This is a genomic window from Altererythrobacter sp. B11 (assembly GCF_003569745.1).
Taxonomy (GTDB): domain Bacteria; phylum Pseudomonadota; class Alphaproteobacteria; order Sphingomonadales; family Sphingomonadaceae; genus Croceibacterium_C.
On the sequence record NZ_AP018498.1, the window covers coordinates 639,151 to 652,451 of the forward strand.

At 64.8% G+C, this 13,301-nt stretch carries 18 protein-coding genes; 8 read left to right on the plus strand and 10 right to left on the minus strand.

What is annotated here, in order from left to right; translation table 11 throughout:
• Window positions 1-141 precede the first annotated feature (141 nt).
• Window positions 142-765, plus strand: coding sequence for a cell wall hydrolase (locus tag AEB_RS02980; RefSeq protein ID WP_231958873.1), 624 nt, complete (start codon window positions 142-144; stop codon window positions 763-765).
• A gap of 30 nt (window positions 766-795) precedes the next feature.
• On the opposite strand, the gene xth is transcribed toward AEB_RS02980, so the two are convergent.
• The 3 genes from xth to AEB_RS02995 are packed head-to-tail and all read right to left on the minus strand — an operon-like array spanning window position 796 to window position 2,379.
• Window positions 796-1,566, minus strand: a complete 771-nt coding sequence (gene xth, locus AEB_RS02985; RefSeq protein WP_172592986.1) for an exodeoxyribonuclease III — start codon at window positions 1,564-1,566, stop codon at window positions 796-798.
• A 10-nt stretch (window positions 1,567-1,576) separates the two neighbouring features.
• Window positions 1,577-1,906 (minus strand): iron-sulfur cluster insertion protein ErpA, encoded by a 330-nt coding sequence (gene erpA, locus AEB_RS02990; RefSeq protein ID WP_119081867.1) that lies wholly within the window; start codon window positions 1,904-1,906, stop codon window positions 1,577-1,579.
• Between the two features lie 44 nt (window positions 1,907-1,950).
• Complete coding sequence (locus AEB_RS02995; protein ID WP_119081868.1) at window positions 1,951-2,379, minus strand: CBS domain-containing protein; 429 nt, start codon at window positions 2,377-2,379, stop codon at window positions 1,951-1,953.
• Window positions 2,380-2,491: 112 nt separating this feature from the next.
• Between AEB_RS02995 and AEB_RS03000 the strand changes: the two genes are divergently transcribed.
• Complete coding sequence (locus AEB_RS03000) at window positions 2,492-2,803, plus strand: hypothetical protein (RefSeq protein ID WP_119081869.1); 312 nt, start codon at window positions 2,492-2,494, stop codon at window positions 2,801-2,803.
• Here the strand turns inward: AEB_RS03000 and AEB_RS03005 are convergent.
• The 4 genes from AEB_RS03005 to AEB_RS03020 are packed head-to-tail and all read right to left on the minus strand — an operon-like array spanning window position 2,737 to window position 5,826.
• Window positions 2,737-3,156: a (2Fe-2S) ferredoxin domain-containing protein gene (locus AEB_RS03005; protein ID WP_119081870.1), complete on the minus strand. Its 420-nt coding sequence runs from the start codon at window positions 3,154-3,156 to the stop codon at window positions 2,737-2,739. The genes AEB_RS03000 and AEB_RS03005 overlap by 67 nt on opposite strands.
• A gap of 50 nt (window positions 3,157-3,206) precedes the next feature.
• Window positions 3,207-3,722: a DUF2497 domain-containing protein gene (locus AEB_RS03010; protein WP_119084417.1), complete on the minus strand. Its 516-nt coding sequence runs from the start codon at window positions 3,720-3,722 to the stop codon at window positions 3,207-3,209.
• A gap of 23 nt (window positions 3,723-3,745) precedes the next feature.
• Window positions 3,746-5,215, minus strand: coding sequence for a TolC family outer membrane protein (locus AEB_RS03015; RefSeq protein WP_119081871.1), 1,470 nt, complete (start codon window positions 5,213-5,215; stop codon window positions 3,746-3,748).
• Window positions 5,215-5,826, minus strand: coding sequence for a protein-L-isoaspartate O-methyltransferase family protein (locus AEB_RS03020; RefSeq protein ID WP_231958874.1), 612 nt, complete (start codon window positions 5,824-5,826; stop codon window positions 5,215-5,217). The genes AEB_RS03015 and AEB_RS03020 overlap by 1 nt, the downstream gene beginning before the upstream one ends.
• A 147-nt stretch (window positions 5,827-5,973) precedes the next feature.
• Here AEB_RS03020 and AEB_RS03025 point away from each other — a divergent pair, with 147 nt between their 5' ends.
• The 3 genes from AEB_RS03025 (at window position 5,974) to AEB_RS03035 (ending at window position 9,533) form a co-directional block, all read left to right on the plus strand.
• Window positions 5,974-7,494 carry a fumarate hydratase gene (locus AEB_RS03025; protein ID WP_442858057.1) on the plus strand — a complete coding sequence of 507 codons (1,521 nt, stop codon included), beginning with the start codon at window positions 5,974-5,976 and terminating at the stop codon, window positions 7,492-7,494.
• Window positions 7,495-7,581: 87 nt separating this feature from the next.
• Entirely contained in the window at window positions 7,582-8,802 is a 1,221-nt protein-coding gene (locus tag AEB_RS03030; RefSeq protein WP_119081873.1) for a sensor histidine kinase, read from the plus strand.
• A gap of 62 nt (window positions 8,803-8,864) precedes the next feature.
• Complete coding sequence (locus AEB_RS03035) at window positions 8,865-9,533, plus strand: LytR/AlgR family response regulator transcription factor (protein ID WP_231959010.1); 669 nt, start codon at window positions 8,865-8,867, stop codon at window positions 9,531-9,533.
• An 86-nt stretch (window positions 9,534-9,619) separates the two neighbouring features.
• Here the strand turns inward: AEB_RS03035 and AEB_RS03040 are convergent, their stop codons facing one another.
• Window positions 9,620-9,922 carry a UrcA family protein gene (locus AEB_RS03040; protein WP_119081874.1) on the minus strand — a complete coding sequence of 101 codons (303 nt, stop codon included), beginning with the start codon at window positions 9,920-9,922 and terminating at the stop codon, window positions 9,620-9,622.
• Window positions 9,923-10,151: 229 nt separating this feature from the next.
• On the opposite strand from AEB_RS03040, the gene AEB_RS03045 reads away from it, so the two are divergent.
• From AEB_RS03045 to AEB_RS03055, 3 genes are read left to right on the plus strand one after another with little or no spacing between them, the layout of a single operon-like run.
• Window positions 10,152-10,418, plus strand: coding sequence for a hypothetical protein (locus AEB_RS03045; RefSeq protein ID WP_119081875.1), 267 nt, complete (start codon window positions 10,152-10,154; stop codon window positions 10,416-10,418).
• 36 nt (window positions 10,419-10,454) lie between these two features.
• The gene (locus tag AEB_RS03050) at window positions 10,455-11,312 is read left to right on the plus strand and encodes a diacylglycerol kinase family protein (RefSeq protein ID WP_119084420.1); all 858 of its coding nucleotides are present in this window, start codon (window positions 10,455-10,457) and stop codon (window positions 11,310-11,312) included.
• A complete protein-coding gene (locus AEB_RS03055) occupies window positions 11,302-12,159 on the plus strand; it encodes a metallophosphoesterase family protein (protein ID WP_119081876.1) in 858 nt (285 codons plus the stop codon). Before AEB_RS03050 ends, AEB_RS03055 begins: the two co-directional genes overlap by 11 nt.
• An 86-nt stretch (window positions 12,160-12,245) precedes the next feature.
• Here AEB_RS03055 and rpsI read toward each other — a convergent pair whose 3' ends face one another.
• Window positions 12,246-12,758 carry a 30S ribosomal protein S9 gene (gene rpsI, locus AEB_RS03060; RefSeq protein ID WP_119081877.1) on the minus strand — a complete coding sequence of 171 codons (513 nt, stop codon included), beginning with the start codon at window positions 12,756-12,758 and terminating at the stop codon, window positions 12,246-12,248.
• The gene (gene rplM, locus AEB_RS03065) at window positions 12,758-13,237 is read right to left on the minus strand and encodes a 50S ribosomal protein L13 (protein ID WP_119081878.1); all 480 of its coding nucleotides are present in this window, start codon (window positions 13,235-13,237) and stop codon (window positions 12,758-12,760) included. Before rplM ends, rpsI begins: the two co-directional genes overlap by 1 nt.
• Between the last annotated feature and the right edge of the window lie 64 nt (window positions 13,238-13,301).

The window sequence follows — 13,301 nt, forward strand, 5'->3', positions numbered from 1 at the left end:
CACGCAGACGGGGGGTAGCCGGCAGGCTGCAAGTTCGATCGCGCTGAAAGGCCACAGTTGGCCGCGATCACCACCTGCGTCGGGCGCCAACCGCCTTGATCAAAGGGACAGATGGTCCGTAGTGGTTTTGGTGCCGGGGCTATGGCCTCGGCCGTGATGTTGATGTTCGCTGTTTTCGGCGCCGAAAGTCCCGGCGCGGCGGCGTCAGACGAGATTGCGGCAGAGGCTTCCGCGGCCCTACCGCCCACCGGGGCGGACGAAGCAGCGCAAGGACCGCGCTTTGTCGCTCACGAGGTGGTTCAGCAGCTTCCCGAAAATGATGCAGAAGATGCTTCTTCGTTGGATGCATCTTCTCTGCGCGAACTCGTGTCCGACATTCCGACCGAGGGGCCCCTCTCACCCGAAATGCGCTGCCTTGCCGAGGCGGTGTATTTCGAAGCACGCGGCGAACCGCTTGCGGGCCAACTGGCAGTGGCGCGTGTGATCGTGAACCGCGCTGAATCGGATGCCTTCCCGGACGATTACTGCAGCGTAGTGAAGCAGCGCGGCCAGTTCTCCTTCGTGAAGAGCGGCCGTATCCCTGCGGTGCGTGCTTCATCCTCTGCCTGGCGCCGCGCCGAGGCGATTGCGCGTGTGGCTCACCAGGAACTGTGGGAAAGCGCGGCGGGCGATGCCCTCTATTTCCACGCTCAGCGTGTTCGCCCGAAGTGGGCCAGCCGCAAGATTGCCCGGGCGACGATCGACAGCCACATTTTCTATCGATGAACGCGAGCGACCGGTGGCGGATGGCTCAGCTCAGGCGAGTTCCACCCACACCGGCGCGTGATCGCTGGCCTTCTCCCGCCCGCGATAGTCCTTGTCCACCCCCGCCGCCCGCAGCCCGTCGGCGCATTCCGGTGACAACAGCAGGTGGTCGATGCGGAAGCCATGGTCCCGCTGCCAGGCGCCGGCCTGATAGTCCCAGAACGTCCAGATGCCTCCTCGCGGGTTCAGCGTGTCGATCGCATCAGTCCAGCCCTCATGCAGCAGACGCATGTAAGCATCGCGGCTGGCGGGCTGCATCAATGCGTCATCGCGCAGCGCAGCGGGGGACCAGATGTCCTTGTCCTCGGGCACCACGTTAAAATCGCCCACGACGACCACTTGCTTTTCGCTCGCCAGCAGATCCTTCATGCGCTGGCGCAGCCGCTCCATCCAGGCGAGCTTGTAGTCGAACTTGGGGCCCGGCTGTGGGTTGCCGTTGGGCAAGTAGATGTTGACGACGCGGACGTTGCCCACATCGGCTTCGATATAGCGGGCGTGATCGTCCGTATCGTCGCCCGGCAAGCCCCGGAGCACTTCGACAGGCGCAGTCCCATCGGCGAGGATGGCCACGCCGTTGAAGCTCTTCTGGCCGTGCCAGATGGCGTGATACCCGATCTTCTCCAGCTCATCGGCCGGGAAATTGGCATCCTGACTCTTGATTTCCTGGAGACAGGCGACCGCAGGCCGGGTTTCCTCCAGCCATTCGATCAGGCGCGGCAGTCGGGCCTTGATGCCATTGATGTTGAAGCTCGCTATCCGCACGCGGACAGCCTTAGATCCCGAAGCTGGAACCGCAACCGCAACCCGCGGCTGCATTGGGATTTTCTACACGAAAGGCGGCCCCGCCCAAGGACTCGACGAAATCTACCGTGCTGCCGGCAACCAGATCCAGGCTTACCGGATCAATTACCAGCTTCACTCCATCCGTTTCGCTTACGGCGTCGTCGCTCTCGATCTGTTCTGCGAGATCGAAGCGATACTGGAAGCCGGAGCAACCGCCACCCTCCACGGAAAGCCGCAGCATCGGCGGCCTGCTCCGCATTTCAGCGATCCGGCCGACGCGCTTCGCCGCAGCCTCGGTTAGTGTCACAGCGTTGCTCATGGCACAGATGTAGGGTCTGCATCCGCCTCGCTCAAGCCGGCCGATCAAGCGGCGGTGATATATTCCCGCATGGCGCGTGCTTCGGTCTCTACCTGATCGATCCGGTATTTCACGAGATCGCCGATTGAAACGAACGCCACCATCTCGTCGCCTTCCACCACCGGCAGGTGCCGGATGCGGCGTCGCGTCATCAGCGAAAGCGCCGCGAGCACATCCGTTTCCGGACCTACCGTTATCGGGGGCGTCGTCATGACCTTGCGCACCTCGTGCAGCAGTGCCACCGCCGCATCGCGGGCGATGGCATAGAGCAGGTCACGTTCCGAGAAAATCCCGACCACGCGCTGTCGCTCCAGCACCGGCATTGCGCCGATACGCTGTTCGGCAAGCAAGCCCGCGGCCTCGCGGACTGTGGTTTCGGGTGCGCAGTGAACAATGCTCTGGTTACGGCCGGCGATTATCCTGGCGATTGTCATCGCTCGTCTCCTTCCTCTGCCCACCGCCATAATGACACGAAACAGCCCGCCGCGCCAAACGGCGAGGTGTGCGGAGGTTGTCACCCGCACCTTTGACGCCCATGGAGCCGTCATGGCCAAGCGCTCCCCGCTCGAAGATCCGGACACGGCCGCCCATGCTTGGGCACGTTATCGGCGAATCATGCGATTGATGTTGCTGGTTACGCTGGGCGTCGTCGCAATTGCCATGACATTGATTTACAAGGAAATCGGGACTCAATCCGTCCATCTGTTTATCGCCACGGCGCTGGGCCTTGGCTTTACGATGCTGCTTTTTTCGGCGTTGATGGGTCTCGTGTTCCTGTCAGCGGGCACCGGTCATGACGAGTCGGTGATCGATCCGCTCAACGACTCACCAGATTCTGCGGGTGACCTCAGCCGATAGGCTTCCACCGGCACTCCCCCAATGAAGTGGTCCTGGATGATCTGTTCCAGCACCTCTTCCGTGCAGGAGTGATACCAGACATTGTCCGGCCAGATGACCGCGATTGGGCCGGCGGCGCAGATCTGCAGGCAATCCGCTTTGGTCCGCTGCACCCCGCCGTTGCCGGCGAGGCCGAGTTCCTTGAGCCGCTTCTTGAGATATTTCCAGGCGCGTTCGCCGACTTCGCGGCGGCAACATTCCTGCTTTTCCGAAATTCCGCAGAGGAAAATTTGCCGCCGGATGCCGTCGCCGCCGATCTTGCGGAAGGCTCGCTCGGCGCGCTCTAGCTCACGTTCGCTGGAATGCTTGCTCATATTCCTTAGCTAGGACCTGAGCGGCCCAAGGCAAGCTGCCGAAGCCTTATTCAGCCTTTCTTGCCAGCAATCCGGGCTATCTCGTCCTTCACCATTCGCTCCACGATCCCCGGAAGGTGGGTGTCCAGCCATTGCGCCAGCATGGGGCGCAGCATTTCGCGCGCCATCCCCTCCAGCGAGGTTTCGCCGGAGCGAACGATCTGCGGCTGTGCGCCGGGCCGAGCAATCATAGCCAGAGCGGCCAACGATTCGCGCATCGCCGTCGCTGCCGCTGCATTGGTGAGTCCGGGTTCGCCGGTGCCACTCTCGCCCTCATCATCGGAATGATCTGCGGGACGATGGCGGAGCGCCTCGTCGCTATCCACCATCTCGGCCGCTTCGCCCAGTTCCAGCACCCCTTCGGCGTCATGGACAGAATTGCGGGCGGCTTCCGGGGCTTCGCGAGGGAGGCCGCTATTCTCCCGACGGCGGCGTTCGGCGAGGGCGGATTCGCGGTTGTCCCGCGCGATCACCTTCTTGATCGATTCAAGGATTTCCTCGACCGAGGGTTCGCCGTCCTGTCGCATGAAGCCCAACACCCCCATTTGCGCTATTCCGGCGGAATCTCGCCGTCCGGCGCGGGGATGTCAACGGTCCTCGTGGATTGCGGCGTCGGATCAGGATCCATCGACCAATCCCAGAACTTGCCCTTCACGCGGTTGTAATTGGCGGCGGGATCATAGAGGGGGCCGACAATATCCTCTTCCAGGCCAAGATCGCGTGCCTCCGCGCGGCCCATCGCGGCCAGAAGCGTGAAGCCAGCCACATAGGCATTGCGCCGTGCGGTCACCAGATTGACCTGGGCGTTCAGCAATTCCTGCTGGGCGTTCAGAATGTCGAGGATGGTGCGGTTGCCCACCGTATTTTCCGCTCGCACCCCTTCCAGGCTCAGATTGGCCGCATCCACGGCAGATTGGCTGGATACGATAATGGCATTGGCGGCCAGCATGCTGGCGTAGGCGGACCGCACCGTTGCGATGATGTTGCGTTCGGTCTCGATCACGCGTTCGAGCGCGGCGGAGGCGTTGGCCTGGGCCTGCCGTTCCTGCGCTGCCACGCGGCCGCCCTGGAACAGCGGCAGCGTGAGGCGGACGCCGGCCTGCGCCGAGGTTTGCACCTGCTCTGCAGGCTCCCCCCCGGGAACAGCGCCGAGGGAGCCGAGATAATCCGTATAGTTGCCATTGCTGAACAGTGACAGCGTCGGCAGGCGGCCTGCCCCGGCAACTTCAATGTCGTAACCGGCCGCCTTCGCCTGCTCGCGGGCCGCAATCATGTCGGGATTGCTGTCCAGCGCGACCAGCACGGCCGCGTCCGCCGTATCGGGCAGGCCGGGAAGCGGCGGCGGAGGTTGCAGATCGCTGGCCGAACTGCCGACGAGCTGGATGTAACGCTCCCGCGCATCCACCAGGTTTGCCTGGGCCGAGCGCAAATCGCTTTCGGCCTGCGCGAGGCGCGACTGAGACTGCGCCACGTCCGTGCGTGTCAGGTCACCAATCTCGAAGCGGTCGCTCGTCGCCTGCAGATTGACCTGCAGCACGTCCACATTGTTGCGCGACAGGCCGACGAGCGCCTCCCGCAGGATCACGTCCATATAGGCTGCCACGACCTGGGAAAACACGCTGCTTTCCGTGCCTCGCAGATCGGCCCTGCCCGCCAGCACACGCGTCTTGGCTGCCTTGATGCCGTTGCGCACGCTGCCGCCGGAATAGATCGGCACGCTGAGCTCAACCGAGCCTGCCGCCGCGCGCTCCGGGGCGATGAAGCTGGCGGAGGATTGCTTGAGATATTCGGTGTACTGGCCGTTGGTGCTGACGTTCGGGAGCCCCTGCGCCCGCTGGATCACCACGTTTTCGTCTGTCGCGCGCAGTTGGGCGCGGGCGGCTTCGAGCGTGGGATTGGTGGAATAGGCCTTCGCCAACGCTTCCTTCAGCGTCTCGGCAGTCGCCGGCGCAGCGCAGGCCACACTCGCGCCGAGGCAGGCGGCAAACGTCGCCTTCAGCGTCGGACGCGCCCGGGTCATTACTGGAAGCTCCAGCCTTTCGCGACGGCAAATTCAGGAAGGACCGGGATGCCGATCTCCGCCAGCGGCAGCAGCGCGATCTCTCCGGTAACCTTGCGGCCGCGCGCCAGCCGGGTGACGCCGTTGCGCACGATGCCCGTCACCAGCCGCCCGTCTTCGGCAAGGCGGCGGGCGAGCGATTCCGGAATCTGTTCCCCGGCGCCGTCCACGATGAGCACGGTGATATCGGCAGGCTTGCGGGATTTCGTGCAGGCTTCCTCGGGAGTGAGCACTTCGAGCGAGCCGACCAGCGGGCGCAGCAGTTCGGCCATGTAGCCGCTCCCGCCGTCCACCAGCAGTACCTTGTCTGCGAGGCGCGGAGCGGCTTCCTGCAGCATCAGACCCTGCACCACCGGGGCGGCGATATAGCGCCCCCCGCCCAGCGGCACGGCGCGGTCCATGTAAGCGATGCCACGCGAGGCGACCGGGACGAAATCCTCCCGGGCCACCGCACCCATGCGCTGCAGCACGACATCCGCGTTCACGCCGCTGGGGCGCAGCTGGCTGTTGATCATGGCCTTGCGGGCCGCCTCATTTCCGGCGCTGCTCGGCCGGTCCTCCACGATCGTCACTTCGCTATCTCTTGTCGCTGGAACACACGCTGGAACCCATCGGCCTTAGGCAAAACACCGCCAGAGGCCAAGAGCTTTGACCGTAGCCCCGCTTCCCGCCTATGCGCGGCCGGTTCTGCCAAAAGGAGTGCTGGATCGATGAGCGACATGGTCGTCATCCGTGAGGAAGATCTGATCGAAAGCGTGGCCGACGCGCTGCAATACATCTCCTACTATCATCCGATGGACTATATTCGTGCGCTCGGCGCTGCGTATGAAGCGGAGCAAAGCCCCGCCGCGCGTGACGCCATCGCCCAGATCCTCACCAACAGCCGCATGTGCGCCGAAGGCCATCGGCCGATTTGCCAGGACACGGGGATCGTCAATGTGTTCGTCAAATGGGGCATGGATTGCCGCCTCTCCGACACATCGCGCCCGCTTCAGGCGGTGATCGACGAGGGGGTGCGCCGGGCCTATATGCATCCCGAGAACCGGCTCCGCGCCTCGGTGCTGGCCGATCCCGCCTTCACCCGCCGCAACACGCGCGACAACACCCCCAGCATTCTGCATGTCGAGATGGTGCCGGGTCGTACGGTGTCGATCGATGTCGCCGCCAAGGGCGGCGGCAGCGAAGCCAAATCGAAGTTCAAGATGATGAACCCCAGCGACAATATTGTCGACTGGGTGCTGGAGATGGTGCCGCAGATGGGTGCGGGCTGGTGCCCGCCCGGCATGCTGGGCATCGGCATCGGCGGCACGGCGGAACATTGCGTGCTGCTGGCGAAGCAGGCGCTTATGGATCCGATCGATATGGGGCAGCTCAAGGCGCGTGGACCGCAGACCGACATAGAGCGGCTGCGCATCGAAATTTTCGACGCCGTTAATGCGCTGGGGATAGGAGCGCAGGGCCTGGGCGGCCTGGCGACGATACTCGACGTCAAGATCATGGATGCGCCCTGCCATGCGGCGAACAAGCCGGTGGCCATGATTCCCAACTGCGCGGCGACGCGCCACGCCCATTTCACGCTGGACGGTTCCGGCCCGGCCTATCTCGATGCGCCAAACCTTGATGAATGGCCGAAGGTGGACTGGGCGCCCGACAGCTCGGCGCGGCATGTCGATCTCGATACGCTGACGGCGGAGGACGTACGCAGCTGGAAGCAGGGTGATCGTCTGTTGCTGAATGGCAAGATGCTCACCGGGCGGGACGCGGCGCACAAGCGGATCAAGGACATGCTCGAAGCTGGCGAAGAGCTGCCGGTCGAGTTTCGCGGGCGGGTGATCTATTACGTCGGCCCCGTCGACCCGGTGGGCGCGGAGATCGTGGGCCCTGCCGGCCCCACCACCGCCACGCGGATGGACAAGTTCACGCGCATGATGCTGGAACAGGGATTGCTCGCCATGGTCGGCAAGGCAGAGCGCGGGCTCATGGCTGTGGAAGCGATCCGCGACCACCAGAGCGCCTATCTGATGGCGGTGGGCGGTGCGGCCTATCTGGTGTCGCGTGCCATCAAGGGCAGCAAGGTGGTGGGCTTCGAAGATCTGGGCATGGAAGCCATCTACGAATTCGAGGTGCGCGATTTCCCCGTCACCGTCGCGGTGGATAGCGAAGGCAGCAATGTCCACGCGCTGGCGCCGCTGCACTGGCGCCGCAGGATCGCCGAAGAAAAGCTGCTGGAAGGAGCATGACCTGCGGCGCAGGGTGTTCGACCAAGGCATGATGGTGCTCGACAGCCGGGCTGGCAGTGTGGCGGCCGGCGAGAGTAAGGCTGCGCGATGAACAGCACGCGCCCTGAGGATCCGGTGGTCCGGGTTCCGTTCAAGACGGTGCTGGCCTCGATCGTCGGGCTTTGGTTGTGCTATTTCGCGCTGACCACTCTGCGCGGGCAGCTGCTTGATCTCGGGCTGGAGCGGGAGCTGCTGTGGCGGCGCTCGCTGGCTTGCCTTGCGGGCATGGTCATCACCCTGGGCCTCTGGCTGGTCCTGCGCCTGTTCGACGCGAAGCCGCTGTGGGCGAAGATCACCGCGGCGCTGATCTTGTCGGCGCCGGTTGCTCTGCTGATCGCGCAGGCTAACCAGATGCTGTTCGCCAGCCTGTCCGACCACTATCTCCAGCAGAAGGTGGCGGAGCAGGGCTACAGCCTGCGCCGGTCCGAAAATGGCGAGATCCTGATCGACATCCCCGGCTTCACCGTCGCCGGGGCTCCGGCCAACAGCCATGCAAGCCTGCCCGCCTCGGCGCTTCTGGGAACGGCGCAGCAGCAGGTGGCAGAGATTGCCTTCGGCCGTTATTCGCTGCTGCTTGCCTGGTGCGCGCTCTACCTCGCGCTGTTGACGGGGGAGAAGGCGCGCGCGGCAGAGCGGCGTGAGGGCGCCTATCGCAGGGCGGCCAAGGCGGCGGAACTGCGGAGCCTGCGCTATCAGGTCAATCCGCATTTTCTGTTCAACACGCTCAATTCCCTGTCCGCGCTGGTGCTGACCGGCAAGACGCAGGCGGCCGAACGGATGATCCAGACGATCTCGACGTTCTATCGTCGCAGCCTGGCCGATGACCCGACCTCCGATGTGCCACTCAGCGAGGAATTCGCCCTGCAGAAGCTCTATCTCGACATAGAGGCGGTGCGGTTTCCCCGGCGCCTGCAGGCGGAATACGACCTGCCCGACGGACTGGAAGACGCGAAGGTGCCGGGCATGATCCTCCAGCCGCTGGTGGAAAACTCGGTAAAGCACGCGGTCAATCCCACGTCCGGCAAGGTGACGATTACGCTGGCGGCGCGGGAGGAATATGGCCGGCTAGTGGTCACGGTGGCCGACGACGGAAAAGGCGATGGAGGTGCGGCGACGCGACAGGGCTACGGGATCGGCCTTGCCAATGTGCGGGAACGGCTGGAAGCGCGCTTCGGCGAGCACGCCAGCGTGGTTTCCGGACGCACAGAGGAAGGCTATTCCACCACCTTGCGGATGCCGATTGCGCGGCAAAGGGAGGACAAGGCTTGAGCGAGCGGGATGGCGCCTTGCGCACGCTGATCGTGGATGACGAACCGCTGGCGGTGGAACGCATGCAGGTGTTGTGCGCCGAGCTGGACCAGCTCGCCGTCGTGGGCACCGCGAGCGATGGCGAGGCGGCGCTACGCCTTGCCGAGAAGCTGAAGCCCGATCTGCTGCTCCTCGACATGACCATGCCGGGCATGGATGGCCTCACGGTCGCGCGGCGGCTCGGCAAGTCCGCCAACCCGCCGGCAATCATCTTCGTAACCGCTCATGAGGATTTCGCGGTCGAGGCCTTCGATCTCGAAGCGGTGGATTACGTGCTGAAGCCGGTGGCGGGGGAACGGCTCGAGCGGGCGATCGACCGCGCGGTGAATCGCCGCGACCACGCGCCCGCCGATCGCGAGGACTGGCTTAGGGAGTTCTGGGTGCCTCACCGCTCCGAATTGCTGCGCATCGAAGCGGCACTGGTGGAGAGGATCGATGCGGAGCGGGATTACGTCCGCCTGCATGTGGGGGATCGCAGCTATCTGCTGCTGCAGACCATCGCCGGACTGGAAGGGCGGCTCGATCCCGCCGAATTTATCCGCATCCACCGCTCTACCATCCTCCGCCGCGACCGGATTCGCGGGCTGCGGCACGAGGGGCTGGGCGTGTGGGCGGCGGAACTGATCGATGGCGAGATGCTGCGGATCGGCCGCACCTATCTGCGCAAGGTCAAGGCGATGGCCGGCCGGTGACCCGCGGTTGGCATTAATGCGACACAGTAAGGGCGCCGCTCGCAAGAGAGGCGCCCCGTGTTGCCGCCGATCGGCCTATTTTCCGATCAGCCACCGAATTGCGTATCCGCCACCGCCACCCGCTGCGCCATCTGCACGGCCATGTCCTGACGGGTGTAGCGATAGCAGGCGCGCTGCATGTCGAGCGAGCGCACGCGGCCCTGCTCATCGTCCTGGCACACGCGCCAGGCGGCGCGCTTCAGCCGTGTGTCGAGCTTTGCCTGCCCTTCGGGCGTGGTCAGATCCAGATCGTGATAGGTGACGCGCTCGACCCGATCGCGGGCCAGCGCCGGGGTAGCGATACAGGCGGCGCCAAGCGCCGCGGCAGTGATCGCGGTGATGATCTTCATGGTTCCGTCTCCTCCTTTGACTTCCCGGTTGCGCCGCGACCCGGCTTGGGACTGCGGGGCAGGGCCGCGGCGCAAGGAGAGAAATACTATCCGGCGAGCAGGCATGCGCGGTGTGATCGACCTCGTCCCGTCTGCGTTCGACGGTGGTGACCGTGGCCGGACGAACCGCGCCGGAGGGACGGCGAACCGCAATTTGCAATCGACGAAGGATGCGGCACATTGCTGACCAATGGCGATACTCCTCACCTTTCTGCTCGGAATCGGCAATTTCGCTCTTCAGGGCGCGGTTCTGGAAAGCCGCCATCGCCTGCTTCGCGAGCTGCCGCCGCTCCTGTTGAAGCTGGGTGGCCGCGCGAGCCTGGTGGCAGAGTTCTGTCTGCTCGCAGGCGCGCTGCTGCTGGTGGCTGACGGGCAGGTGGGATGGGCCTGGGCCTATTTCGGCTACAGCCTCATCAATGGCTTCTCGGCGTGGCTCATCATTTCGCGCAGGATATAACGGGAACTCGGGCACGCCCTGCGCGCTGTGGCGGTGATGCAAGACTCCTCAACGATCTGGCTTGTCACCAATCCCGCAAGCGGGAGCAATGACGAGGATGCGATCACCGCCCTCCATGAATGTTGCGGCACGGCCGGTTTCGACGTGGGGCGGATGATTCGCTTCCCGGACGAGGACCTTCCCACCGCAGCGGAACTCGACGCGGCCGGCGTGGAATTGGTGGCGGTGTTTGCCGGCGATGGCACGATCAACGCGCTCATCTCGTCACTTTCCGGCTGGAGCGGGGCCATTCTCGTGCTCGAAGGCGGCACGATGAATCTCCTCTTTCATCGCTTGCATGGCGATGCGGCGATGGACGAGGTGATCGCTGCCGTTGCGCGTGGCGACGCCCGGCGCACGCGGCCCGGGTTGGTCCGCTCGGCCCATGGCGATGCGCTCGCCGGGCTGCTTGCCGGACCGGGCACTGCTTGGAACACAGTGCGCGAGGCTATGCGCGAGGCCGATGTTGTCCGAATGGCCGACGGTGCCGCCGAAGCGATCGAGCAATCAGTGTCCGGCCCTATGGTAGCGTGCGTGGAACCTGCGCTAGGCCGCCCGGAAGGCTATCCGCTCGTCATGCTCACGCCACGCGACGATGGCATGGAAGTGCGCGGGTATCATTCGGAAACGCCTGCGGACTATCTCAGCCAGGGGCTCGCCCTCCTGCGGCGAAACTTTCGCGAAGGACCCCACGATTATCTTGGGAAGGTGGATCGCCTGCTGGTGGCGAACGTCGCGAACGAAGCCTTCGGGCTCTCGATAGACGGAGAGGCCCAGGAGGCCGCGCCGCGGGAACTGTTCGAACTGGCGCGGTGTGAGGTCGATCTGCTAGCGACCACCCGCGATGCCCTCTGAAACCCTGCTCTTCCACCTTTCGGATATTCATTTCGGTCTTGAGGACCAGCGTGCGCTGGACTGGGTCAGGAGCGAAATAGAGGCCCGCCGGCCGGATGCCATTGCGATCACGGGCGATTTGACGATGCGCGCGCGCCACCGGGAGTTCGCCGCGGCGAGCCATTGGATCGGCTCGCTCGATCTGCCGGTTACGGTGGAGGTGGGCAATCACGACATGCCCTATTTCAACCTGTTTGAACGGTTCTTCAGGCCCTATCGCCGTTTTCACCAGATCGAGCGGTTGGTGGAACGTGAAATCGATCTGCCTGATATCGCCCTCGTGCCGCTCAAGACGGCGGTCCCCGCGCAGCCGCGATTCAACTGGTCGAAGGGCTGGGTGACGGAGCGGGCGCTGCGCAAGTGCCTCGCAACCATCGATGCCTTGCCCAGCGGCACGAAAGCGCTCGTCGCCGTGCATCATCCGTTGCGCGAGGTTGGTACGCGCGGCACGGCGTTGACGCGCCATGGCCAGCGCGCCTTGGAAGAGCTCGCGCGGCGGCCGGTCCTGGCCGTACTCAGCGGCCATGTGCATGACGCGTTCGACCTGGTGCAGCAGACCGAGAGCGGGCCGGTGCGCATGGTCGGCGCCGGCACGCTGTCGCGCCGGCTGCGCTCTACGCCGCCGAGCTTCAACGAATTGCGCTGGGATGGTGAGCGGCTGGAGGTGTGCGTGCGCAATCTCGAAAACGTCGACACGCCCGACATGCAGATCAGCGATGTTCCGGAAGACGCCATGCCGCCGCGCGAGCCCGGCGAACCCGTGGCTCCGGTCAACCGGATCCCGCCGACCGATCCGCCCGTCCATTAGTTGCGAGCGGCCGCTAGCACGGCAGCGCCGCATACGAAAAAGGCGGCCCCGCGGGACCGCCATTTCCAATCGACTGAGTCGAGGCCTTAGCGCTTCGAGAACTGGAAGCTGCGGCGGGCCTTGGCGCGGCCGTACTTCTTGCGCTCCACCACGCGGCTGTCGCGGGTGAGGAAGCCGGCGGCCTTCACCGTGCCACGCAGGGCCGGTTCGAACTTCGAAAGCGCCTGGCTGATGCCGTGCTTCACCGCGCCGGCCTGGCCCGAGAGGCCGCCGCCCTTGACGGTGGCGATCACGTCATACTGGCCTTCCCGATCGACGACCTGGAACGGCTGGTTGATCACCAGGCGCAGCGTCGGACGCGCGAAATAGACTTCCTGGTCACGCCCGTTGACGATCACCTTGCCGGTGCCGGGCTTGATCCACACGCGGGCTACGGCGTCCTTGCGGCGGCCGGTGGCATAGGCACGGCCCTGCCCGTCAAGCTCCTGCTCGCGCAGGGGGGCAGAGGGAGCCTGCGGCGCCACGGTGCCTTCCGCACCTTCGCCGGCGATGTCCTTGAGATCCGACAGATCGTTCACGGTGTTGGTTTCGTCCGCCATTACTTGGCTGCCTTATTCTTGCGGTTCATCGAAGCGACGTCGAGCGGCTGGGGCTGGGTGCCGCCGTGCGGATGCTCGGTGCCGGCATAAAGGTGCAGGGCCTTCATCTGCTGGCGACCCAGCGGGCCGCGCGGGATCATCCGCTCTACCGCCTTCTCCAGCACACGCTCGGGGAAGCGGCCGTCCAGCACCTTGGCCGCCGTCACTTCCTTGATGCCGCCGGCATAGCCGGTGTGCTTGTAATAGGTCTTTTCCTGCAGCTTGCGGCCGGTGAAACGCACCTTGTCGGCATTGATGATCACGACGTGGTCACCGCAATCCACATGGGGCGTGAAGCTCGGCTTGTGCTTGCCGCGCAGGAGGTTGGCCACGATCGTGGCGAGGCGGCCGACAACCAGCCCCTCGGCATCGATCAGATGCCAGTTCTTTTCGACCTCGGCCGGCTTGATCGACCGGGTCTGCTTGCTGAGCGCCTTCATGGCTCTGATGTCCTTGTCTCGCGAATTGGTCTGCCGCGGCGAAGATTGCGAATCCCGCCCGCGA

Bases quoted from the DNA above. Each gene is read 5' to 3' on its own strand.
- AEB_RS03045 (WP_119081875.1), top strand. From the start codon at position 10,152: ATGGCGATACTCCTCACCTTTCTGCTCGGAATCGGCAATTTCGCTCTT.
- rplM (WP_119081878.1), bottom strand. From the start codon at position 13,237: ATGAAGGCGCTCAGCAAGCAGACCCGGTCGATCAAGCCGGCCGAGGTC.
- AEB_RS03040 (WP_119081874.1), bottom strand. From the start codon at position 9,922: ATGAAGATCATCACCGCGATCACTGCCGCGGCGCTTGGCGCCGCCTGT.
- AEB_RS03010 (WP_119084417.1), bottom strand. From the start codon at position 3,722: ATGCGACAGGACGGCGAACCCTCGGTCGAGGAAATCCTTGAATCGATC.
- AEB_RS02995 (WP_119081868.1), bottom strand. From the start codon at position 2,379: ATGACAATCGCCAGGATAATCGCCGGCCGTAACCAGAGCATTGTTCAC.
- AEB_RS03025 (WP_442858057.1), top strand. From the start codon at position 5,974: ATGGTCGTCATCCGTGAGGAAGATCTGATCGAAAGCGTGGCCGACGCG.
- AEB_RS03000 (WP_119081869.1), top strand. From the start codon at position 2,492: ATGGCCAAGCGCTCCCCGCTCGAAGATCCGGACACGGCCGCCCATGCT.
- AEB_RS03035 (WP_231959010.1), top strand. From the start codon at position 8,865: ATGCAGGTGTTGTGCGCCGAGCTGGACCAGCTCGCCGTCGTGGGCACC.
- AEB_RS02980 (WP_231958873.1), top strand. From the start codon at position 142: ATGGCCTCGGCCGTGATGTTGATGTTCGCTGTTTTCGGCGCCGAAAGT.
- rpsI (WP_119081877.1), bottom strand. From the start codon at position 12,758: ATGGCGGACGAAACCAACACCGTGAACGATCTGTCGGATCTCAAGGAC.
- AEB_RS03005 (WP_119081870.1), bottom strand. From the start codon at position 3,156: ATGAGCAAGCATTCCAGCGAACGTGAGCTAGAGCGCGCCGAGCGAGCC.
- AEB_RS03050 (WP_119084420.1), top strand. From the start codon at position 10,455: ATGCAAGACTCCTCAACGATCTGGCTTGTCACCAATCCCGCAAGCGGG.
- AEB_RS03030 (WP_119081873.1), top strand. From the start codon at position 7,582: ATGAACAGCACGCGCCCTGAGGATCCGGTGGTCCGGGTTCCGTTCAAG.
- AEB_RS03055 (WP_119081876.1), top strand. From the start codon at position 11,302: ATGCCCTCTGAAACCCTGCTCTTCCACCTTTCGGATATTCATTTCGGT.
- erpA (WP_119081867.1), bottom strand. From the start codon at position 1,906: ATGAGCAACGCTGTGACACTAACCGAGGCTGCGGCGAAGCGCGTCGGC.
- AEB_RS03015 (WP_119081871.1), bottom strand. From the start codon at position 5,215: ATGACCCGGGCGCGTCCGACGCTGAAGGCGACGTTTGCCGCCTGCCTC.